General features: G+C 62.6%; 18 protein-coding genes. 10 read left to right on the top strand and 8 right to left on the bottom strand.

The window, feature by feature from the left end:
• Positions 1-57: 57 nt before the first annotated feature.
• The 5 genes from ABIE52_RS12045 to ABIE52_RS12025 all read right to left on the bottom strand — a co-directional run bounded on the left by ABIE52_RS12045 (position 58) and on the right by ABIE52_RS12025 (position 4,239).
• Positions 58-1,452 (bottom strand): sensor histidine kinase, encoded by a 1,395-nt coding sequence (locus tag ABIE52_RS12045; protein ID WP_047270194.1) that lies wholly within the window; start codon positions 1,450-1,452, stop codon positions 58-60.
• Entirely contained in the window at positions 1,449-2,147 is a 699-nt protein-coding gene (locus ABIE52_RS12040) for a response regulator transcription factor (RefSeq protein WP_003940940.1), read from the bottom strand. The genes ABIE52_RS12045 and ABIE52_RS12040 overlap by 4 nt, the downstream gene beginning before the upstream one ends.
• 75 nt (positions 2,148-2,222) lie before the next feature.
• On the bottom strand, positions 2,223-2,864 hold the full coding sequence (locus ABIE52_RS12035) for a phosphatase PAP2 family protein (protein ID WP_047270193.1): 642 nt from the start codon (positions 2,862-2,864) through the stop codon (positions 2,223-2,225).
• 2 nt (positions 2,865-2,866) lie between these two features.
• Complete coding sequence (locus ABIE52_RS12030; RefSeq protein ID WP_003940687.1) at positions 2,867-3,451, bottom strand: M15 family metallopeptidase; 585 nt, start codon at positions 3,449-3,451, stop codon at positions 2,867-2,869.
• Between the two features lie 110 nt (positions 3,452-3,561).
• Positions 3,562-4,239, bottom strand: coding sequence for a winged helix-turn-helix transcriptional regulator (locus tag ABIE52_RS12025; protein WP_003940889.1), 678 nt, complete (start codon positions 4,237-4,239; stop codon positions 3,562-3,564).
• 135 nt (positions 4,240-4,374) lie between these two features.
• On the opposite strand from ABIE52_RS12025, the gene ABIE52_RS12020 reads away from it, so the two are divergent.
• A complete protein-coding gene (locus ABIE52_RS12020; RefSeq protein ID WP_047270192.1) occupies positions 4,375-5,211 on the top strand; it encodes a class I SAM-dependent methyltransferase in 837 nt (278 codons plus the stop codon).
• Positions 5,208-6,599 carry an FAD-binding oxidoreductase gene (locus ABIE52_RS12015; protein ID WP_047270191.1) on the top strand — a complete coding sequence of 464 codons (1,392 nt, stop codon included), beginning with the start codon at positions 5,208-5,210 and terminating at the stop codon, positions 6,597-6,599. Before ABIE52_RS12020 ends, ABIE52_RS12015 begins: the two co-directional genes overlap by 4 nt.
• Before the next feature lie 9 nt (positions 6,600-6,608).
• Here the strand turns inward: ABIE52_RS12015 and ABIE52_RS12010 are convergent, their stop codons facing one another.
• Entirely contained in the window at positions 6,609-7,808 is a 1,200-nt protein-coding gene (locus ABIE52_RS12010; RefSeq protein ID WP_003940952.1) for a serine/threonine-protein kinase, read from the bottom strand.
• 227 nt (positions 7,809-8,035) lie between these two features.
• On the opposite strand from ABIE52_RS12010, the gene imuA' reads away from it, so the two are divergent.
• The 7 genes from imuA' (at position 8,036) to ABIE52_RS11975 (ending at position 15,335) form a co-directional block, all read left to right on the top strand.
• On the top strand, positions 8,036-8,896 hold the full coding sequence (gene imuA' / locus ABIE52_RS12005; RefSeq protein ID WP_047270228.1) for a DnaE2-dependent mutagenesis accessory factor ImuA': 861 nt from the start codon (positions 8,036-8,038) through the stop codon (positions 8,894-8,896).
• On the top strand, positions 8,893-10,446 hold the full coding sequence (locus ABIE52_RS12000) for a DNA polymerase Y family protein (RefSeq protein ID WP_047270190.1): 1,554 nt from the start codon (positions 8,893-8,895) through the stop codon (positions 10,444-10,446). The genes imuA' and ABIE52_RS12000 overlap by 4 nt, the downstream gene beginning before the upstream one ends.
• Positions 10,447-10,611: 165 nt before the next feature.
• Positions 10,612-11,457, top strand: coding sequence for an alpha/beta hydrolase (locus ABIE52_RS11995; protein WP_125050548.1), 846 nt, complete (start codon positions 10,612-10,614; stop codon positions 11,455-11,457).
• Positions 11,444-12,199, top strand: a complete 756-nt coding sequence (locus tag ABIE52_RS11990; protein WP_030535116.1) for an alpha/beta fold hydrolase — start codon at positions 11,444-11,446, stop codon at positions 12,197-12,199. The genes ABIE52_RS11995 and ABIE52_RS11990 overlap by 14 nt, the downstream gene beginning before the upstream one ends.
• Positions 12,200-12,266: 67 nt before the next feature.
• Positions 12,267-12,608 (top strand): DUF6292 family protein, encoded by a 342-nt coding sequence (locus tag ABIE52_RS11985; RefSeq protein ID WP_007727485.1) that lies wholly within the window; start codon positions 12,267-12,269, stop codon positions 12,606-12,608.
• A 45-nt stretch (positions 12,609-12,653) separates the two neighbouring features.
• A complete protein-coding gene (locus ABIE52_RS11980) occupies positions 12,654-14,291 on the top strand; it encodes a sulfatase family protein (protein WP_081557620.1) in 1,638 nt (545 codons plus the stop codon).
• A gap of 87 nt (positions 14,292-14,378) precedes the next feature.
• Positions 14,379-15,335, top strand: coding sequence for a R2-like ligand-binding oxidase (locus tag ABIE52_RS11975; RefSeq protein ID WP_003940790.1), 957 nt, complete (start codon positions 14,379-14,381; stop codon positions 15,333-15,335).
• 9 nt (positions 15,336-15,344) lie between these two features.
• Here ABIE52_RS11975 and ABIE52_RS11970 read toward each other — a convergent pair whose 3' ends face one another.
• Positions 15,345-15,983, bottom strand: a complete 639-nt coding sequence (locus ABIE52_RS11970; RefSeq protein ID WP_007727481.1) for an HD domain-containing protein — start codon at positions 15,981-15,983, stop codon at positions 15,345-15,347.
• Between the two features lie 125 nt (positions 15,984-16,108).
• On the opposite strand from ABIE52_RS11970, the gene ABIE52_RS11965 reads away from it, so the two are divergent.
• Positions 16,109-17,065, top strand: a complete 957-nt coding sequence (locus ABIE52_RS11965) for a GlxA family transcriptional regulator (RefSeq protein WP_007727480.1) — start codon at positions 16,109-16,111, stop codon at positions 17,063-17,065.
• Here ABIE52_RS11965 and ABIE52_RS11960 read toward each other — a convergent pair.
• Positions 17,050-17,895, bottom strand: coding sequence for an alpha/beta hydrolase (locus ABIE52_RS11960; protein WP_003940761.1), 846 nt, complete (start codon positions 17,893-17,895; stop codon positions 17,050-17,052). The genes ABIE52_RS11965 and ABIE52_RS11960 overlap by 16 nt on opposite strands.
• Positions 17,896-17,937: the final 42 nt, after the last annotated feature.

The following is a 17,937-nucleotide window of genomic DNA, read 5'->3' as shown; positions in this document are numbered from 1 at the left end:
GAACGGTACGACGATCGCCTTGGGTGCGCCGAAAGGTACGTTCGCTCGGGGAGAGGGTCAGCGATTGGGCAGGCGAACCGTGAAGACCGTGCGCCCGTCCACCTGGTCGACGCCGATGGTGCCGCCGTGCAAGTGCACGTTCTCGACGGCGAGCGAGAGTCCGAGTCCGCTGCCCTCGCTGCGTCCGCGCGCGGTGTCGACCTTGTAGAACCGCCGAAAGATTGCCTGCCGGTCTTCGGGTGAGATGCCAGGGCCGTGGTCGACGACGGTGATGACGGAGAACCCGGATTCGACGCTCAACTCGACGCGAACCGGGGGCGCTCCGTGGCGCAGTGCATTGCCGACGAGGTTGGCGACGACAATGTCGATCCGACGCGAATCGACTCTGGCGCTGACACTTTCGGGTGCGCGCAGTTCGACGGTATCTGTCCATCCGCGGCTCTCGAGTGTGCGCTCGGTCAATTCGACGAGGTCGACGTCGTCGAGGACGAGGTGCGCTTGCTGAGAGTCGTGGCGAGACATTTCGATGAGGTCTTCGACAAGTCGAGTGAGCTTGCCGATCTCACTGCTCACGATGCGCGCGGCAGCGGCGGCGTCGGGCGGAAGATTGGGGATCTCTTCACGGAGGATCTCACTGACCGGCACCAGTGCTGCGAGCGGCGTCCGGAGCTCGTGGGAGACGTCTGCGACAAACCTTCTCGACTGCTCTTCCGATTCTTCCAGACCTCGGATGACCGCTTCGTTGCGAGCGACCATGTTGTTGAACGTTGTTGTGACCTGGGCGAGTTCGGCTACTCCGTCTTCGGGGAGTCGGACGCTGAGGTCGCCGTCGGCAGCACGGGCGGCCGCCTTGTCCAGGCGTTTGAGCGGACGGACAAGCGTCGACGCGATCCACAGCCCGAGTAGTCCGCTCACCAACACACCGGCGGCGAGGGTGAGGCCGACAGCTCGAAGCAGGTCGTCGAACTTGTCCTGCACTCCTACCAGCGGCCGGATGGTGACGGCTTTGACCAATGTCTCGTTGTCGTAGCTGTCGTCCGCGCTCATGTCCACGACATTGACGGACATTCCCAACATGATGCGCTGGGAGTCGAGCCTCTCGAAACGGATCAGCTTCGGACTGTCCAAACCTTCGTCGAAGCTGGGCGGAATGGTCGCCGCATCCACGGATCCTTGACGGATGACTTCGCCGTCGACGATCAGCGTCATGTCGGACTGGAAGATCTGTTGGAGGTTGGCAGGCGTCAACTCCTCTACCGGTGTTCCGTTGACGTATTGCAGTTCGTCGCGAAATTGTGCGGTCGCGACATCCTGAGCGTTGGAATAGATCCACGACCGCGCCATGAACGAGACGACACCCGCGGTTGCCCCGGCGATGATCACGACGATTGCGATGAACACGAGCACGAGCCTGGTTCGCAGACCGTCGACCTGAAGCCAGGTCGGTCTCATCGGGCTGGGCTGGTGTTGAAGCGATACCCGAACCCGCGCACCGTTTCGATGACGGTCGGTGCGGCCGGGTCGTCCTCGATCTTTCCGCGCAGCCGCTGCACTGCTGCATCGACGATTCTGGAATCACCCAGATACTCCTGGTCCCAGGCTGCGGACAACAACTGTCGGCGGCTCAGGACCTGTCCGGGGTTCTCGGTCAGCGCCAGGATCAGTCGGAGTTCGGTCGGGGTGAGGGTCAGCAGCATCCCGGCCTTGCGGACCTGCAGCGACGACCGATCCAATTCCAGGTCGCCGAACGTCTCTGCACCCGGCGTCGCATCCGGGCGCGTCGTTGCCGGTGCCGAGCGCCGCACGACGGCTTTGATACGAGCGTCGAGGACGCGCGGACTGGCCGGTTTGACGACGTAGTCGTCGGCACCGGCTTCCAGGCCGGCGACGGTGTCGATGTCGTCGGATCGAGCGGTCAGAATGATGATCGGGATCGAACTTCGGGTGCGGATACGTCGGCAGATCTCGTAACCGTCGGCACCCGGCAGCCCGAGGTCGAGTAGGACGAGGTCCGTGGCACCCAGGGCGTCGTCGAAATCACCGTTACCGTCGGGGCGATGGCTGACGTTGTGCCCGAGTCGGTTCAGTCCCAACGTGATTGCCTCGGCCACGGCTGGATCGTCTTCTATGAAAAGTATGCTCACCATGAGCTCACCTTGGACTCGCCATGATCAGGGGCCTTCTGCGGTCGGAGAAATCTCGGTCAGCCAAGGGTACAGGGGTCACACTCGCGAGAGTCGCTCGTTGCCTGAGTCTGCCAGCACCGCATGCCGGGCGACGCTGGTGTTCAACGGAAATGCCGACACAGCGAGGGTGTAGCAGCCGACGAGCAGTAGTGCACCGATCACGTCGCTCGGGCGGTGCCATTGCAGCACGACTACCGAGATCGCGGTTCCGATGGTGATCAGCGCACCGTTGACCGCAACGACCGCCCGCCACCTCGAGGGCGTGACGATCACGATCGCGCAGACCAGAGCAGCTATGGCCGTCAAAGTGCCGCTGGGGAAGGAATTGTGCATCACCAGACCGTTCAGGTCCGGTCGATCCAGCGATTGTTTGAGAACCCAAGCCGTCGTGATGGGACCGAGGGTCACGACGACGACGCGTAAAGCTAGCGCAATCGGGTTGTTGCGCAATGTGATCATGAGCGCCACGAGCACTCCTCCCACTATCAGTATCGGGGTGACGAGGCCGATGAACTCGGCGGAGAACACGCTGAGGCGTTCGGAGGTGGCCGCACCCACCATGAGTTGTTGGTCGACGATCTGACCACCGGTGGTGTTGACCGCCAATTCGAATTCGACGACTCCGAGGATCAAGAGTGCCAGTGCGGCAATCAGTCTCGCTGGTTTGACTCGTGTCATGATCAGCCTTCCGCTCTCTCGTCCGAGGGGTTGCTCAGTTGTGGCGGGCATTCCCCGCCAGGAGTGGTTGCCAATTCGAAATGCCACATCTCGTTGGCGTAGGTCTGGCAGAGGCCGTAATCGCTGCCGTGCTGAATGAGCCAGTCGTCGGCGTCGGTCGGTCCGATGTCGACGGCCTGTCCACTGACATGCTTGGACAGGCTCGGCGAGTGCACCCACTTGGACGCTTCGTCCACGCTGCCGTACTTGACGACGGCTTCGTCGAACAGTCGCTGTTGGTATGCCGCGGACCGCCAACCCGACGTGACGTGCATGTCCACGCCGGATGCCTGTGCGTCGGCCGCTGCCGACTGGAGCGCCGCGAGCAGTGCGGAATCGAGACGGGCAAGCGCGGGCACATGAGTGTCCTGCAAGCTGATGCCGTCCTCGATCTCGCCGCCTGAAGGTCCTGAATCAGGCTGAGTGGCAAGGTAGTTACCGCTCTTCGGTTGTGCTTCTTCTGTGTACGAGCAGGAGCTGAGCGCGACCGCACCGAGCACGACTGCACCGAGTGCGACGAAGCGGATGATTCCGCGGTGGCTGGGCATACAACAGAGACTTCTCGGTCAGTGTCACCGGCAGGTGGTCACCGTTCGTCGACGGTGTCACGGTCTGCAACAGCTCTGTAACAGGACGGAACGGGGCTGGTGAGCGCGCGCTACGCGGGGCGCGGGATCGACGCGAAAGTCGACAGCTCGAACCACGAAGGCAGGCTACGACGCAACGCAGTAGGCCCAGAAATGGTGACGTCACCGGACCGTATGGCGTCCGACCAGGTCAGGTTACCTCGCCAGATCTCGGTCATCTGTCGCAAGCCCGCAGAGACCGACACTGCAACGTCGAAACCCGGATCGATATCGCACATGTCCACCTCACCGGAATTGATGACGAGCCACCAGTTCCGCGAATGTCCACGTACTCCGGAGAATGCGAAGTGCACCACGGTCTTGCCTTCAGGCACCACGGAATGATCCACGCGGCGATGCATGTCCCACAGCAGCAGCTTCGGATCCAGATCTTCGTCGCCCAGTTCACCGATCCACCTGGTACCCCAGATGCCGAGAGCTTCGACCACAGGGCGCAGTTCGCGGCCGGCGTCGGTCAGACGATAGCTGACGACACAGTCGGTTTCTTCTCGCTCCACGATGCCGGCGACCGCGAGTTGGTGAAGCCGGGTCGAGAGCAGAGTCGGTGACATTCGCGGGAGCCCGCGGCGGAGATCGTTGAAATGTTCGCTTCCCATGATCAGTTCGCGGAGGAGAAGCAGTGTCCACCGCTCGTCGAGTAGCTCCATCGCCTTGGCGACGGGGCAGAACTGGTGGTACGAGGACCCCATCTCTCGATCGTAGGCCTCCGGGGTGCTCCGGTACAGATTTCGTACTGGAGAGGAGTGAACCGTCGTCGTAGCGTCGGAGTAACGGCATGAACGCTGTCGGGCTCCGAGTACGAAAATTATTGAAGGAGAACGGTAATGAGTGAATCAACGGGGACTCTCGGGTTGGACCGGGAGCTGAAGGCCAAGCACCGGGCAATGTGGGGGCTCGGTAACTATCCGGCGGTGGCGACGCAGGTCATCGCGGAACTCGGACCTGTATTGGTGCGTGAATGCGGCGTGCAGAAAGGAGATCGGGTGCTCGACGTCGCGGCGGGGTCCGGCAACGCCGCCATTCCGGCGGCTGCGCTGGGTGCGCAGGTGATCGCCACCGACCTGGCTCCCGAACTGTTCGTGGCAGGACGGGAGGCCGCGGCACTCGCGGGTGTCGAACTCGATTGGCAGGAGGCCGACGCCGAGGCTCTTCCGTTCGGCGACAACGAGTTCGACGTAGTGCTCTCGTGCGTCGGTGTGATGTTTGCCCCGCATCATCGGCGCGCCGCGGACGAACTTTTGCGAGTATGCCGACCCGGCGGAAAGATCGGAGTGCTGAGTTGGACTCCGACGGGGTTCATCGGCGAGATGTTCAAAACGATGAAGCCGTATGCACCGCCCCCGCCTCCTGGTTCGCAGCCGGCGCCTTTGTGGGGCGACGAGAACCATGTTCGTGATCTGCTCGGCGATGTTGCCGCAAGGAAAGACGTACTTCGTGTGGACACATTCAGCGGGCCGGAAGATTTCCGCGATTTCTTCAAGAAGAATTACGGCCCGACCATCGCGGTGTACCGGAACATCGCCGGCGATCCTGACCGCACACAGGCGCTCGATCGCGATCTGCTCGAGTTGGCAAAGAAGTACGGCAGCGGAAGCGAGCCGTTCGTGATGGAGTGGGAATACCTGCTTCTCACCGCGACACCCGACGAGGGCGGTGCATGATGACGACGGTCGAGTTCGCGCCACTGAAATCGGCGATCACGGGTTCTGTGTTCAGCCCCCGAGATCCGGAGTACGACGACGCCAGGTCGATCTGGAACGGGCAGATCGATCATCGTCCGGCGGTGATCGCCAGGTGCCGGTCGGCGTCGGATGTATCTGTGGCACTTGCATTTGCCAGAGCCCATTCGTTGGAGGTTTCGGTCAGAGGTGGTGGGCATTCCTACCGAGGTACCTCGGTGTGTGAAGGCGGTGTGATGATCGATCTCAGTGCGATCAACGTAGTCAGTGTCGCCCCGTCCGCGAAGCGAGCCAGGGTCGGTGGTGGTGCGACGATTGCCGACCTCGACGCCGCGACGCAGGAACACGGATTGGCAGTGACCGGTGGAGTGATCAGTGATACCGGCGTCGGTGGCCTGACCCTCGGCGGCGGCATGGGGTGGTTGACGCGCACGCTCGGCCTGGCGATCGACAATCTGGTGTCGGCAGAGGTGGTGCTCGCCGACGGTTCGATCGTGCGGGCCTCCGAGAACGATCACAGCGACTTGTTCTGGGCGCTGCGCGGCGGCGGTGGAAACTTCGGAGTGGTCACCGAGTTCGAGTACCGTCTGAGCGAGATCGGTCCGGAAGTGCATCTGGGACTGTTCTTCTGGGGGATGGAGGACGGACCCGCAGCGCTTCGTCTGTGCCGCGAAGTGGTGCCTGCCCTGCCGAGAAATGCCGGAGCGATGGTTGCCGTCGGTTTGTCCGCGCCTCCGGCACCGTTTGTTCCGGATCAGTTTCACCTGCTGCCCGGATACGCGTTGCTGGTAGCCGGTTTCGGATCGGAAGAGGAACACTCGAACGCGATTGCGCCGATTCGAGAGGGCGTGCCGACGCTGTTCGAGTTCGTCACCCCGCTCCCGTACATCGGTTTACAGTCGATGCTCGACGAATCGGAACCATGGGGTGCATACGCCTATGAGAAGGCCTTGGACCTGGTGGATTTCTCCGACGCCGTGATCGATGTTCTGACCGAGCAAGCGGGCAAGAAATCGTCGCCGATGTCCTTCATGCCGATCTTTCCGCTGCAGGGAGCTTTCACCTCCGTCGGCGAGGACGACACTGCGTTCGGTGGTTCTCGCACACCACATTACGTGTGCAACATGACGGCTACGGCCACCGATGCCGGGACACTGGAATTGGATCGATCGTGGGTGCGTGAGACCTGGGAAGCCTTGCGTCCGTTCTCGTCCAATCAAGGCGGGTACGTCAACTTCATGACCGATGTCGACGAGGACCGAGTGCGAGCGTCCTACGGTGCGGCGAAGTACGCGCGATTGTCCGCCGTCAAGGCGAAGTACGACCCGGACAACGTGTTTCACCTCAACGCAAACATTCTGCCCGCGTAGAGCGTCCGGTCAGGCCGTGAATACCAGGATGACGACGATCAGTGCGGCCAAGATGATGACGGCAACCATGCCTGTCATGGCGAGGGGAGCCCAGGCCACTACCTTGTCGCGGGTGCTGGCATCGGCGGGGCCGGTCGGTATCCGCGGCGGCCAGGAGAACATGTCCATGGGGCTGGGGACGTTCCGCAGTGGCGTGTTCTGTTGCACTGCAGGCAGTCCGGTGATCGTGGAGCCGGTCAGGCGATTGCGGCGGTGTGGGTCGGCGAGTTGTGTGGTGCGGTGAGCCCACGCCGGCACGGCGCCTTCGGACGAGTAGACGGGAGCGTCGATCAACTGCTCGATCGTGCCACCGCCCGTCGCGGCTGCAGCGAGCGCGTCGCGTGCCTGAGCCATCGTCGGCCGACGGGTGGGGTCCGGCTCGAGGAGCTGAAGGAGAACGTCGGTGAGCGGTCCGGACTTGGTGGGTCGGTAGATCTCGGCCTTGGCGACACGATGCAGTAGAGCGATGGCGTCCGAGTCGATGCCGAAGGGCGGTTGACCCTCGATCACCGTGTAGAGCGTCGACCCGAGTGAGAAGACGTCACTGGCCTCGGTGGGATCGTCGCCGCGGGCAACTTCGGGTGCAAAGTACGCGGGAGTGCCGGTGATGACCTCGTCCTGGGTGTCGGATACGTCGCTCTTTGCGCGGGCGATGCCGAAGTCACTGATCTTGACGGTGCCGAGAGACTTGCCTCGGTCGGCGATCAGGATGTTGCCGGGCTTGATGTCGCGGTGGACGATGCCGGCGGCGTGCGCCTCGGTGAGTGCCGCAGCGATCTGCGCGCCGATCTGCGCGACCTCCAGCGGTGGCAACGTGTCGGCCAGGTTCATCGCCTGGGCGAGGCTGCGGGCGGGGAAGTACTCCATGACCAACCACGGTTCACCGGACTCGATCGCGACGTCGTACATGGCGATGGAGTGGGGGTGGGTGAGCTTTGCGGCGTTCCTGCCTTCGCGCAATGTACGTTCACGGACCTCTTCGGCCGTTTCGGTGTCGAGGCCTTCCGTGCTTGTGACCTGTTTCACCGCGACGTCACGGCTGAGGAGGGTGTCGCGGGCCAGCCAGACGGCGCCCATGCCTCCGTCGCCGATCTTGGAGCGGAGTCGGTACCGCCCCGCCAGCAGGTATTCGGGCCCGATGCCCCTCCCGGTCTGCTCCTGAGCTGTCACATCTCAAGGTTAATGGATTGATGCCACTGTGACGCTCGAGGCTCCTGTGAACTGGGTTTTTTGCTCTGCTTGACGTGTCGGGGGTGACACGGTTTACTGAAAACAGTTCGAAAATATGTTCGAAATTGCTGTTCGTTGGATGCATGTCAGACCCGACTTCCCCGCGGTTTGCCGGCTGGTTATGGATTGCTGCCGAGTGAGTTTTTCCGGTGTTCCGGAGGATGGGGATGACCGAGGTGACCGAGTTGGTGGAGCTGTCGGCAGATGCGGCGGGGTTGTCCCGTCAGGATCGGCTGGCACAGCTCCGCCGACAGATCGCGTCCATTCCCTCTCGCGGCGATACGTCGTTTTCGGGACCGAGTGTTTCCGTGGCTGGTGTTTCCGGGACAAGTGCAGCAGCCTTCGAGAGTGTTGCCGACCGGGACATACCGGTCGTGAACCGCGCGCACAAGGCTGGTGTTCTCCCAGTGCCGGAAGGTATCGGGGCATTGCTACCGCAGGGCGGTTTGGTGCGCGGAACCGTGGTGTCCGTCGAGGGCGCTGCTTCCTTGCTCTTGGGATTGGTCGCGTCCGTGACGGCGTCCGGGGGGCATGTGGCAGTCATCGGGCAACCTCGACTGGGATTGCTGGCGGCGTACGAGATGGGTGCGCAACTGGAACGTCTGGCGCTCATTCCGGCGCCTGGGCCGGATCCGGTCGAGATCGCTGCTGTGCTGCTCGACGGTATGGATCTGGTGATTCTGGGATTGGCGGGTGCGTCGGTATCCCCGTCGCGTGCGCGAGCGGTGGTGGCGCGCGCCCGGAGCAAGGGCTCGACTCTTGTTGTCACCGAAGGTCACTGGGACGGGGCCGAAGTTCGGTTGGACGCTCGGGTTCATGGTTACGGTGGGTTCGGTCAGGGCCGTGAGTTGGGGCGTGGTCGGCTCAGTTCCCTGAGCCTCGCGGTTCGTGCTCGGGGGCGCTCGTTCCAGCCCCGGACCACGCGTCTGGACATCTGTAGTGCAGCCGGGCGGGTCGAGTGGGTACCTTCCCGGCCGGTCGAGGCCGTGTCGGAGCAGGTGGTGTCGTCGCGGGTGGTGTCACTGTGAGCAGAGTTCTGGCGTTGTGGTGCCCGGACTGGCCGGCGGTGGCAGCGGCAGCGCTTGCCGATCTTCCTGCCACGCATCCTGTCGCGGTCACCTCGGGTAATCGGGTGATCGCATGTTCGGCGACGGCCCGCGCGGAGGGAGTGCGACGAGGCCTGCGCCGACGCGAGTCGCAGGCCCGCTGCCCGGAACTGTATGTGGCGATGGCAGATCCGGAACGCGACGCCAGATTGTTCGAGCCGGTCGCCGCGGCCATTGATGCGGTGGCACCGGGCGTCGAGGTACTTCGTCCTGGTTTGTTGGTGCTCAGTGCGCGAGGTGTCAGTCGGTACTTCGGTTCGGAGGAAGCCGCGGCGGAACGATTGGTGGATCAGGCATCTGCTGCGGGCGTCGAGAGTCAGGTGGGTGTGGCGGATCAACTGTCCACAGCGGTCATTGCCGCGCGCCGGGCAGCGCTGGTGCCGCCGGGGGAGGGGGCACGGTTTCTGGCGCCGCTACCCATGCCGGAGTTGGCGGCCGAGCCCAGTCTGTCTGCGCCGCATCGCGGGGAGTTGGTGGATCTGCTGCGCAGGCTCGGGATCAGAACCATCGGTGCTTTCGCGGATTTACCGGCAGTGGACGTCGCTTCGCGTTTCGGGGCCGATGCGGTGCTCGCGCATCGTGCGGCGCGCGGTGAACCCGAGCGGCCACCGTCGGCGCGGACGCTTCCGCCGGATCTGGAAGTGGAGCAGCATTACGATCCGTCGATCGAGCGGGTGGATGCCGCAGCGTTTGCCGGGCGCGCCTTGGCGAGTCTCCTGCACGACAAATTGTCGGCTGCCGCAGTGGCGTGTACCCGCCTGTCGATTTCGGCCAGCACGGGCAACGGTGAAAATCTTTCTCGGACTTGGCGTTGCGCCGAACCTCTGACACCGGAGGGAACGGCCGATCGAGTGCGATGGCAACTGGACGGCTGGCTCACCGGGCGCAGTGGGACCCGGCCGACCGCAGGCATAGCGGTGTTGCGTCTGGAACCGGTGGAGGTGGTCAGTGCCGGCGCTTTGCAGTTGGGGCTGTGGGGCGGTGTCGGCGACGAGGAGGAGCGGGCCAGGCGAGCATTGGTGCGCGTGCAAGGTCTTCTGGGCGGCGAATCGGTTCAGGTCGGTGTCCTGAGCGGTGGTCGAGGGCCCTCGGAGCGAATTACCCTGTTGCCCTTGGGTGACGAGCGGGTAGCTGCTCATGATCCGACAGCCCCGTGGCCTGGTCGTCTGCCGCAGCCGTCTCCGGGGTCGATCTTCGTCGACAATCCCAAGGTATGGCTGGAGGATGTGGCCGGCAACGCCGTGTACGTCACTGAGCGCGGTGTCTTCAGCTCGCAGCCGGGAAGGCTGAAGTGGGGGAGCAAGGAATGGGCAGTGCAGGGATGGGCCGGGCCCTGGCCGGTGGACGAGCGATGGTGGGACGCAGCCTCGGCGCGCACGGCCGCGCGGGCTCAGGTGCTGTTGGAGGAATCGCGGGCGTTGCTGATGATCTGTGAAGGCGGTGGATGGTCGGTGGAGGGCGTGTACGAATGAGCTCGTAGGTACAGCCAGCTGTACCGGACATGGTCGAGTCGACTGTACGAACAGTAGGGGCGCTGGCGCCATCGCACTGACGCCATCGGGCGCCTAGCGTTGATGACATTCAAAAACTCACTGTTGCAATGATTCTCGTCGTTGCAACTCTTCGCGAGGAGTGTCATGAAAACGGCGGGTCGAGCTGACGTTTCCGGAACCGATCGACTTCACTACGAGCCGATGGAGCTACGCGACGCACAACTTCTGGCATACGACGAGTCCGGCGAAGGCCGGATCGTGGAGGTGTTCGGCGATGTCGCCACAGCCGAGCACATCATGATCTTCGTGCCGGGCAACGACAACGGACTGGGAAACTACTTCGACGAGAACCGTCCGACAGGACCACGGGCGAGCGGATGGACACTGGGAAGGATGCTCCGAACGCTCGGGCCGAACGACCGCGTCGCGGTGATCGTGTGGGTCGGTTATCGGACGCCGTGGGGATTTCTCGAGTCGTTCTCCCGGACACTTGCAGAACTTGGTGCGATAGATCTGGCGCGGTTGACTCGTATCCTGCCGCGATCGGCGCATGTGACGCTCGTCGGGCACAGCTACGGGGCCGTGGTGTGCGGACTCGCTCTCCCGTCGGCGCGAGTGGACGATTGCGTGGTGCTGGGTAGTCCGGGGATGGGGACCAGTTCGCGCGAAGACCTGTGCTTTGCCGGAAATCTCTGGGCTGCGCTTGGTCCGTCGGACTGGATCCGCTACTTCCCACGCGTGAAGATCGGCCACATCGGGCACGGCCCGTCTCCAGTTCGGGCGCAGCACGAAGCCATTGTTTTCGGTACCGGTGCCGTTCGAGGGCATTGCGGCTACTTCGCCGATGCAAGCGAGTCGCTGCGAAACATCGCGAGGATCGGACTCGGTCGCTACGACGAGGTCACGCGACCAGGGGAGTTGCGGCCTCGGCTGACCGCGTCAGCAATCCGTGAGGACGGGTCTATCCTGGGAACTCGTGAGTGTCGCTAACGTACGAAGTGCCGGCGGGGTCCAGATCAGCTACCGCGATTCCGGCTCGCATCCCAGTGTGGCCGATCTGCCTCCGGTAGTCCTCGTGCACGGGATGGGCGGCGACAGCGGTACCTGGGACAAGTTCGCGCGGACCTTGCGATCACGCAACCGGCGAGTTGTCTCGGTCGACCTTCGCGGCCACGGCCGGAGCGCTCGTGCGTCGTCGTATCTGTTCGAGGAGTTCGCGGACGACGTCATGGACGTGTGTGATCATCTCGAACTCGAGCAGGTGGATCTGGTCGGCCACTCGCTCGGCGGGCACGCGGCGTCGTTGATCGCGCAGAAACGTCCCACTGCGGTGCGGAAGTTGGTCATCGAGGAAGCGCCGTTACCACTACGTGCGGGTGACCCGGAACAGGTGTTCGCGAGGAAATTGCCGAGTGTCCCAGAACTGTGGCACGCCACAACAAGTTTGGTGCGGCATCCGCGAGCCGCGTTGACGTTCGATCGCTCGATGACGCGGTCCGCGCTCGAGCAGTTCCGCCGACCGGATCCGCAGTGGTGGGATCGGTTGCCGCTCATCGAGGCTGACATGTTGTTCCTGCGTGGAGGTCTGGGCGGGATGGTGGATCCTGTTCGCCTCGACGCTGTTGCAGCCACCGTCGCACGCTGCGAATTGGTCTCTTTCCGTACCGGCCACAGTGTCCACCGCGACGGTCATCGCCAATTCGAATCCGTTGTGTTGCCGTTCATTTCCTGAAAGCGCAATACTCGATCGGTGATGCCAAGAACCCATCCGAAACGTGTGTGGCACCGAATGTACTTCCATGCATACCAACGGCAACGACTGGTCCGCACACGAATACGTCGACGCGGTAGCACGGTCCGTTCACGGTGAGACCGTCCGATGGCCGCAGGGGCCGAGCATGGATGCGGTGATCGTCCTTCCCGTTCATGCCAGGCACCATCCGGGGAAGAACGCAGTTCTGCTCTGGAATCACGACTTCGGTTGGTCGTGGGGTGTCGAGGAGGCTGATGTGCGAAGGACGATTTCGATAGTCGACACCCTCGGTATCGGCCGGACACCGGATCCGCTGCGCTGTGCGGATCGGGTTATCGAACTGATCAGCGCACGGGCAGTTTGCTCGCGCATGTGTAGCGAAGAGTGATTCGGTCAACTCTGGGGCGACAACGCCTCCGAGAGGACGACGCCCGTGAACCCAGAGAACGTTCCAGCCCCGCATTGTCATTCATTGCCGCGCCGGACGTTCCTCGGTGGCGTTGGTGCCCTTGTCCTCGCGGGAGTGGCAGACGTCGCGGCCGGCGCGGTGAGCGCGGTGCCGGTACAAGCAGCACCCGCCGATCGGTTTCCACAGAAACCCAACATCGTTGTCATCATCACCGATCAGGAACGCCGGCCGATGTACTGGCCCCAAGGCTGGGCTGAACAGAATCTGCCCAACCGCAAGAGGATTGCCGATCACGGGCTGAGTTTCGACCAGGCAGTGTGCAACACCGCGATGTGCTCGCCCAGTCGCAGTACGTTCTTCACCGGCCTCTACCCCGCGCAGCACGGGGTCACCAGAACGCTCACCGAAGGTGGCACTGTCTCACCCACCGAGCCACAGTTGCAGGTCTCCGAACAGAACATGGCAAAGCTGCTGGCGTCGGCCGGCTACAACGTCCAGTACCGGGGGAAATGGCATCTGAGCAAAGGCGTCGAGGGTGGTGATCCGACAAGCGAGGACGTGGCAGGATTCGGCTTCGAGGGGTGGATTCCGCCGGACGCGGGCCAGGACACCAATCCGGATCATTTCGGTGGCGGGTGCGCAGACCATGATCGCCGTGTCGCCGAGGAAGCTGTCGAGTTTCTCTCCGGACCCGCAGTCGCATCCGGACAGCCTTGGGCGCTGATCGTCTCGTTCGTGAACCCGCACGATGTCCTCGCGTACCCCCAGACGTGGAACGCGATGAACGGCACGTGCGACAACTACGGATCGGACGCGCCAGGCGCCTTCGAGCAGGGTATCGACTTGCCGCCCACCTTCGACGAGATCCTGGCGCTCAATCACAAACCGACAGCCCAGGTTCAGTCGGAACTGCTGTTGGCAGCCGGGCTCGGGCCGCTGCTCGGACCCGATCAGGCGCGTAACTACATCAACTTCTACGCCTATATGCACAAGGTGGTCGACGAACACATCGGCAGCGTGCTCGACGCGATCGAAGCCACTCCACAGATGCTCGACGACACGGTGATCGTTCGGATGTCCGATCACGGGGAGATGGGGATGAGCCACGGAGGTTTGCGGCAGAAAGTGTTCAACGCCTACGAGGAAACACTGCGCGTTCCACTGGTCATCAGCAACCCCTTGCTGTTTCCCGAACCCGTTCGCACCGACGCCCTGGCGTCGTTGATCGACGTGGTGCCCACTCTCGCCACGCTCGCCCAAGCGCCTGCGCGTCAATCGTGGAACTTCCTGGGTACCGATCTGACACCGGTCATCGTCGACGCTGCCGCTTATCCGCAAAGTCCCAGCACGCAGGTTCAGGACACGATTCTGTTCACCTACGACGATCAGAACTGTGCGACGCCCGACGGTCAGAACATCGTCACGCAGCCCAACCACATTCGGTGCATACGCGAGAGCCGCTGGAAGTACACGATGTACTTCGATCCTGCGGGAGTTGCTGCGCCGCAATACGAACTGTACGACTTACAAGCCGACCCCTTGGAACTGAACAATCTCGCCAATCCGCTCAACATCGGTTCGTATCGGCCGGATCTGGCAGCTCAGATGAACGCCAAGCTCTTCGCAGTGATGGAGACCAAGGGTGTTTCCCTGAAGGAATAGATCGAATTTCGTCAAAACTGATTCACGTTTCAGTTCTGCGGGCATGCTAGTGGGGCATCTGTCTTCGGTTCGGGAAGAAGGAATGTCATGACTGTCACCTCGCCGGGGCGAGAAGGTTTCAGTTCTCTTCGGTCGGGAGGGTTGAACTGGGATTCGTTCCCACTCCGATTGTTCACCAAGGGAAACGCCAAATTCTGGAACCCAACCGACCTCGATTTTTCGCAGGATGCCCGTGACTGGCAGGAGCTGACCAGCGAACAACAGCGCAGCGCCACTTTCCTGTGTGCGCAGTTCATCGCCGGTGAAGAAGCCGTCACCGAAGACATTCAACCGTTCATGAAAGCAATGTCGACCGAGGGACGATTCGGCGACGAGATGTACTTGACGCAGTTCTGTTTCGAGGAAGCCAAGCACACCCAGGTGTTTCGGCTGTGGATGGACGAAGTGGGATTGACCAGTGACCTGCATTCCTACGTCGCTGACAATCCGTACTACCGGCAACTGTTCTACGAGGAGCTGCCGTCGTCGCTACGCATTCTCGAGACAGACCCCAGCCCGGTCAACCAGGTGCGTGCCAGCGTCACGTACAACCACGTCATCGAGGGCAGTCTGGCGTTGACGGGTTACTACGCCTGGCAGAAAGTTTGTGCGACGCGCGGAATCCTCCCTGGCATGCAGCAATTGGTGCGAAAGATCGGTGACGACGAACGACGGCACATGGCTTGGGGAACGTTCACCTGCCGAAGGCACGTCGCCGCCGACGATCACAACTGGGACGTCGTCCAGCAGCGGATGGGTGAACTCATGCCCATGGCCCTCGGAATGATCAACTGGGTCAACGATCAATTCGAGGTGCAGCCGTTCGGTTTGGACAATCAGGAGTTCCTCGAGTATGCCGCAGACCGTGCGCAGCGCCGACTTTCGGCGATCGAGTCTGCACGCGGGCGCGACGTCGCCGAGATCGACCTCGACTATTCGCCGGAGACCCTCGAGGAAAAGTTCGGGGCAGAAGATGCCGCTGCGATGAGTGAGGCGGCCAAATGACTGCGAATTCTATTGGGGCCAAGCCGAGTTCTGGATGACCTCGACAAAATCGATGTGCCGAAATCCCGGCACGAAATGTTCGAGTACGTCAGCGTTCACCGTCCCGAACGTGCTTTCGGGACGGTGCTTGAAGCCGTCGGTGAAGGCCTTCAAGATCTGATTCTTGAAATCCGGACGGGGGTGGGCCGCGGTGACGGCGTCGATGTCGGCCTGGTCGAGTTCGCTGTATCCGATTCCGAGTACATCGGTCTCCACACCCGCTGTCACCAAGGCGATTTCGGGCTCCAGCCGCGAGGGGACCTCGGGCGTCGTATGTAGAGCGATGCCTTCCCACACTTTGCGGATGTCGGTTTCGTCGACTTCGTAGCCGGTGAGGAATCGCCGCGCTTCGTCCGCGCTGTCCAATTCGAATCGCGCCGTACTGTCCCGGAATTTCTCGGTGAGCCCCAGGTCGTGAAACATGGCGCCGACGTAGAGCAATTCAGGGTCGGCGTGCAGTCCCAAACGCGCGCCTTGCAGCGATCCGAAGAGGAAGACGCGTCGCGAGTGGTGAAACAGTAACTCGGACGCCGTATCTCGGACGAGTTCGGTGGCGTCGGCAGCCATCTTCGAATCGGGGATTTTCACACCGGCAATGATCGTGTTCATCGGTACCTGCTCTGCTCGTCGCTGCTGCGAATTTCTCGGTCTGTCCCAGTGTCGGTCGAGCACGCACGCGGGCGCACCCTGATCTCGGCCATACTGTCCACAGATCAGGACGAAGGGGAGCGATCGTGACCGCAGTGCATCGAGTTGCCGTCCTGGTGTTCGACGGCGTCAAACTGCTCGACGTCGCAGGTCCGAGTGAGGTGTTCGCAGAGGCCAATCGCGGCGGAGCGAACTACGAGTTGGTGATCTGCTCGGTAGGTGGACACGATGTCGACTCGTCGACCGGCATGCGCATTCCGGTCGACTGTGACGTCGCAGATTCCGGTTCCTTCGACACGTTGCTGGTCATGGGTGGCGACGTGTTCCCGTCGATGCCGGTGAGTCCGGAATTGCGTGAGGCAGCGAGCGATCTGGCGAGACGTTCGGGTCGGGTTGCCTCGATCTGTACCGGGACATTCATCCTGGCGGCGAGTGGACTGCTCGACGGACGCCGCGCAACGACGCATTGGCAACACACGGCAACGCTGGCGCGCGCCTATCCGCAGATCACGGTAGTTCCCGACGCCATTTTCATCCAGGACGGCACGGTGTTCTCGTCTGCGGGTGTGACCGCCGGGATCGACCTCGCGCTCGCATTGCTCGAGCGAGATCATGGTGCAGAAATGGCCCGACGTGTCGCACAGCTTCTGGTGGTATTTCTCCAACGTCCAGGTGGGCAGTCACAGTTCTCGCCGTCGTTGAGCGGGCCGCGGCCCCGGGTGCCCGCGCTTCGCGCAGTGGTCGAGGCGGTGGCCGCCGATCCGGCGGGGGAGTACTCGGTCGACGAACTGGCTGCCCTGGCGCACCTGAGCCCACGGCATCTGACGAGGCTCTTTCGGGAAGAACTCGGTACGACGCCGGCCAAATACGTCGAGTTGATCCGTTTCGACTCCGCGAAAGCGCTCCTCGATGCCGGCCACTCGGTGACCGAAGCCGCGCAATTGGCGGGATTCGGCAGTTCGGAATCCCTACGACGAGCATTTTCGACGCATCTCGGAATCTCGCCGCAGGTGTACCGCCGTCGTTTTCAAGCTTTCGGCTGAGACTGACTTTCGTGCTTGCCTTGCGGCGGGCTCATGCCCTGCTTGTCGAGCCAGGCAAGGCTGTAGTCCGCGATCTCACGCCAGCCGTGGTCGATGGTCAGCGAGTGACCTCGATCGCCGAAGACCTTGTATTCGTTGATCGTCGGGGCCTTGGCGTACTTCTTGAACGAGCTGTCCGAACTGGCTTTCGGGACTGTGCGATCCTTGCCGCCGCCGATCATCAGGAGTGGCCCGCGGCGGGCGTTGAAATCTACTGCAGCGGGGCTGTGGGGCGCGAAGTTGGCGAGTGCTGCCTCGAACAACGGCCGACCAGGGGCGGGAATCGCATACTGCTCGAACAATGCGTCGGACTCGTCCTTGGACACGGCACTGGCGAAGGACTTGTGGAACGACTCTCTGTTGTGTGAGTACGCCTTCCGGTAGTTCCCGGGGTTGGACAGGACCGGGAAAACACTGCCCAGTTGAACGAGGGGAAGTTTCAACACCCCTTTGGGCTGAGCCGGGTCGATGGCAATTGCCGCGGTCGCCAGCTTCTGGCCCAGAAGTTTCTGCGCGATCAAACCTCCGAACGAATGCCCCACCACGATCGGTGGTTCGTCGAGATCGGCTATCACCTTGGCGTAGTGATCCGTCACGTCCTCGATGCCGTGTCCCGCGATGTCTTCCGGGTGTTCACGCGTCTCACCCACGGTCGACGCGTCCCCTGGCCATCCCGGCGCCATTGTGGAGTACCCCTGCGCGCTGAAAACCTGCGCCCAGGGGTCCCACGTGGTCGGGTGCATCCAAAGTCCGTGGATGAACAGAACAGTCGGGTTGGACTTGGGCGACATGCGCGCTCCCCGCTATCTGACCGATGATCGATACGGAATGCC

This window comes from Rhodococcus sp. OAS809 (genome assembly GCF_040546695.1).
In the GTDB taxonomy this organism is placed as follows: Bacteria; Actinomycetota; Actinomycetes; order Mycobacteriales; family Mycobacteriaceae; genus Rhodococcus_F; species Rhodococcus_F qingshengii.
This window is presented reverse-complemented; position numbering and strand designations above follow the sequence as displayed.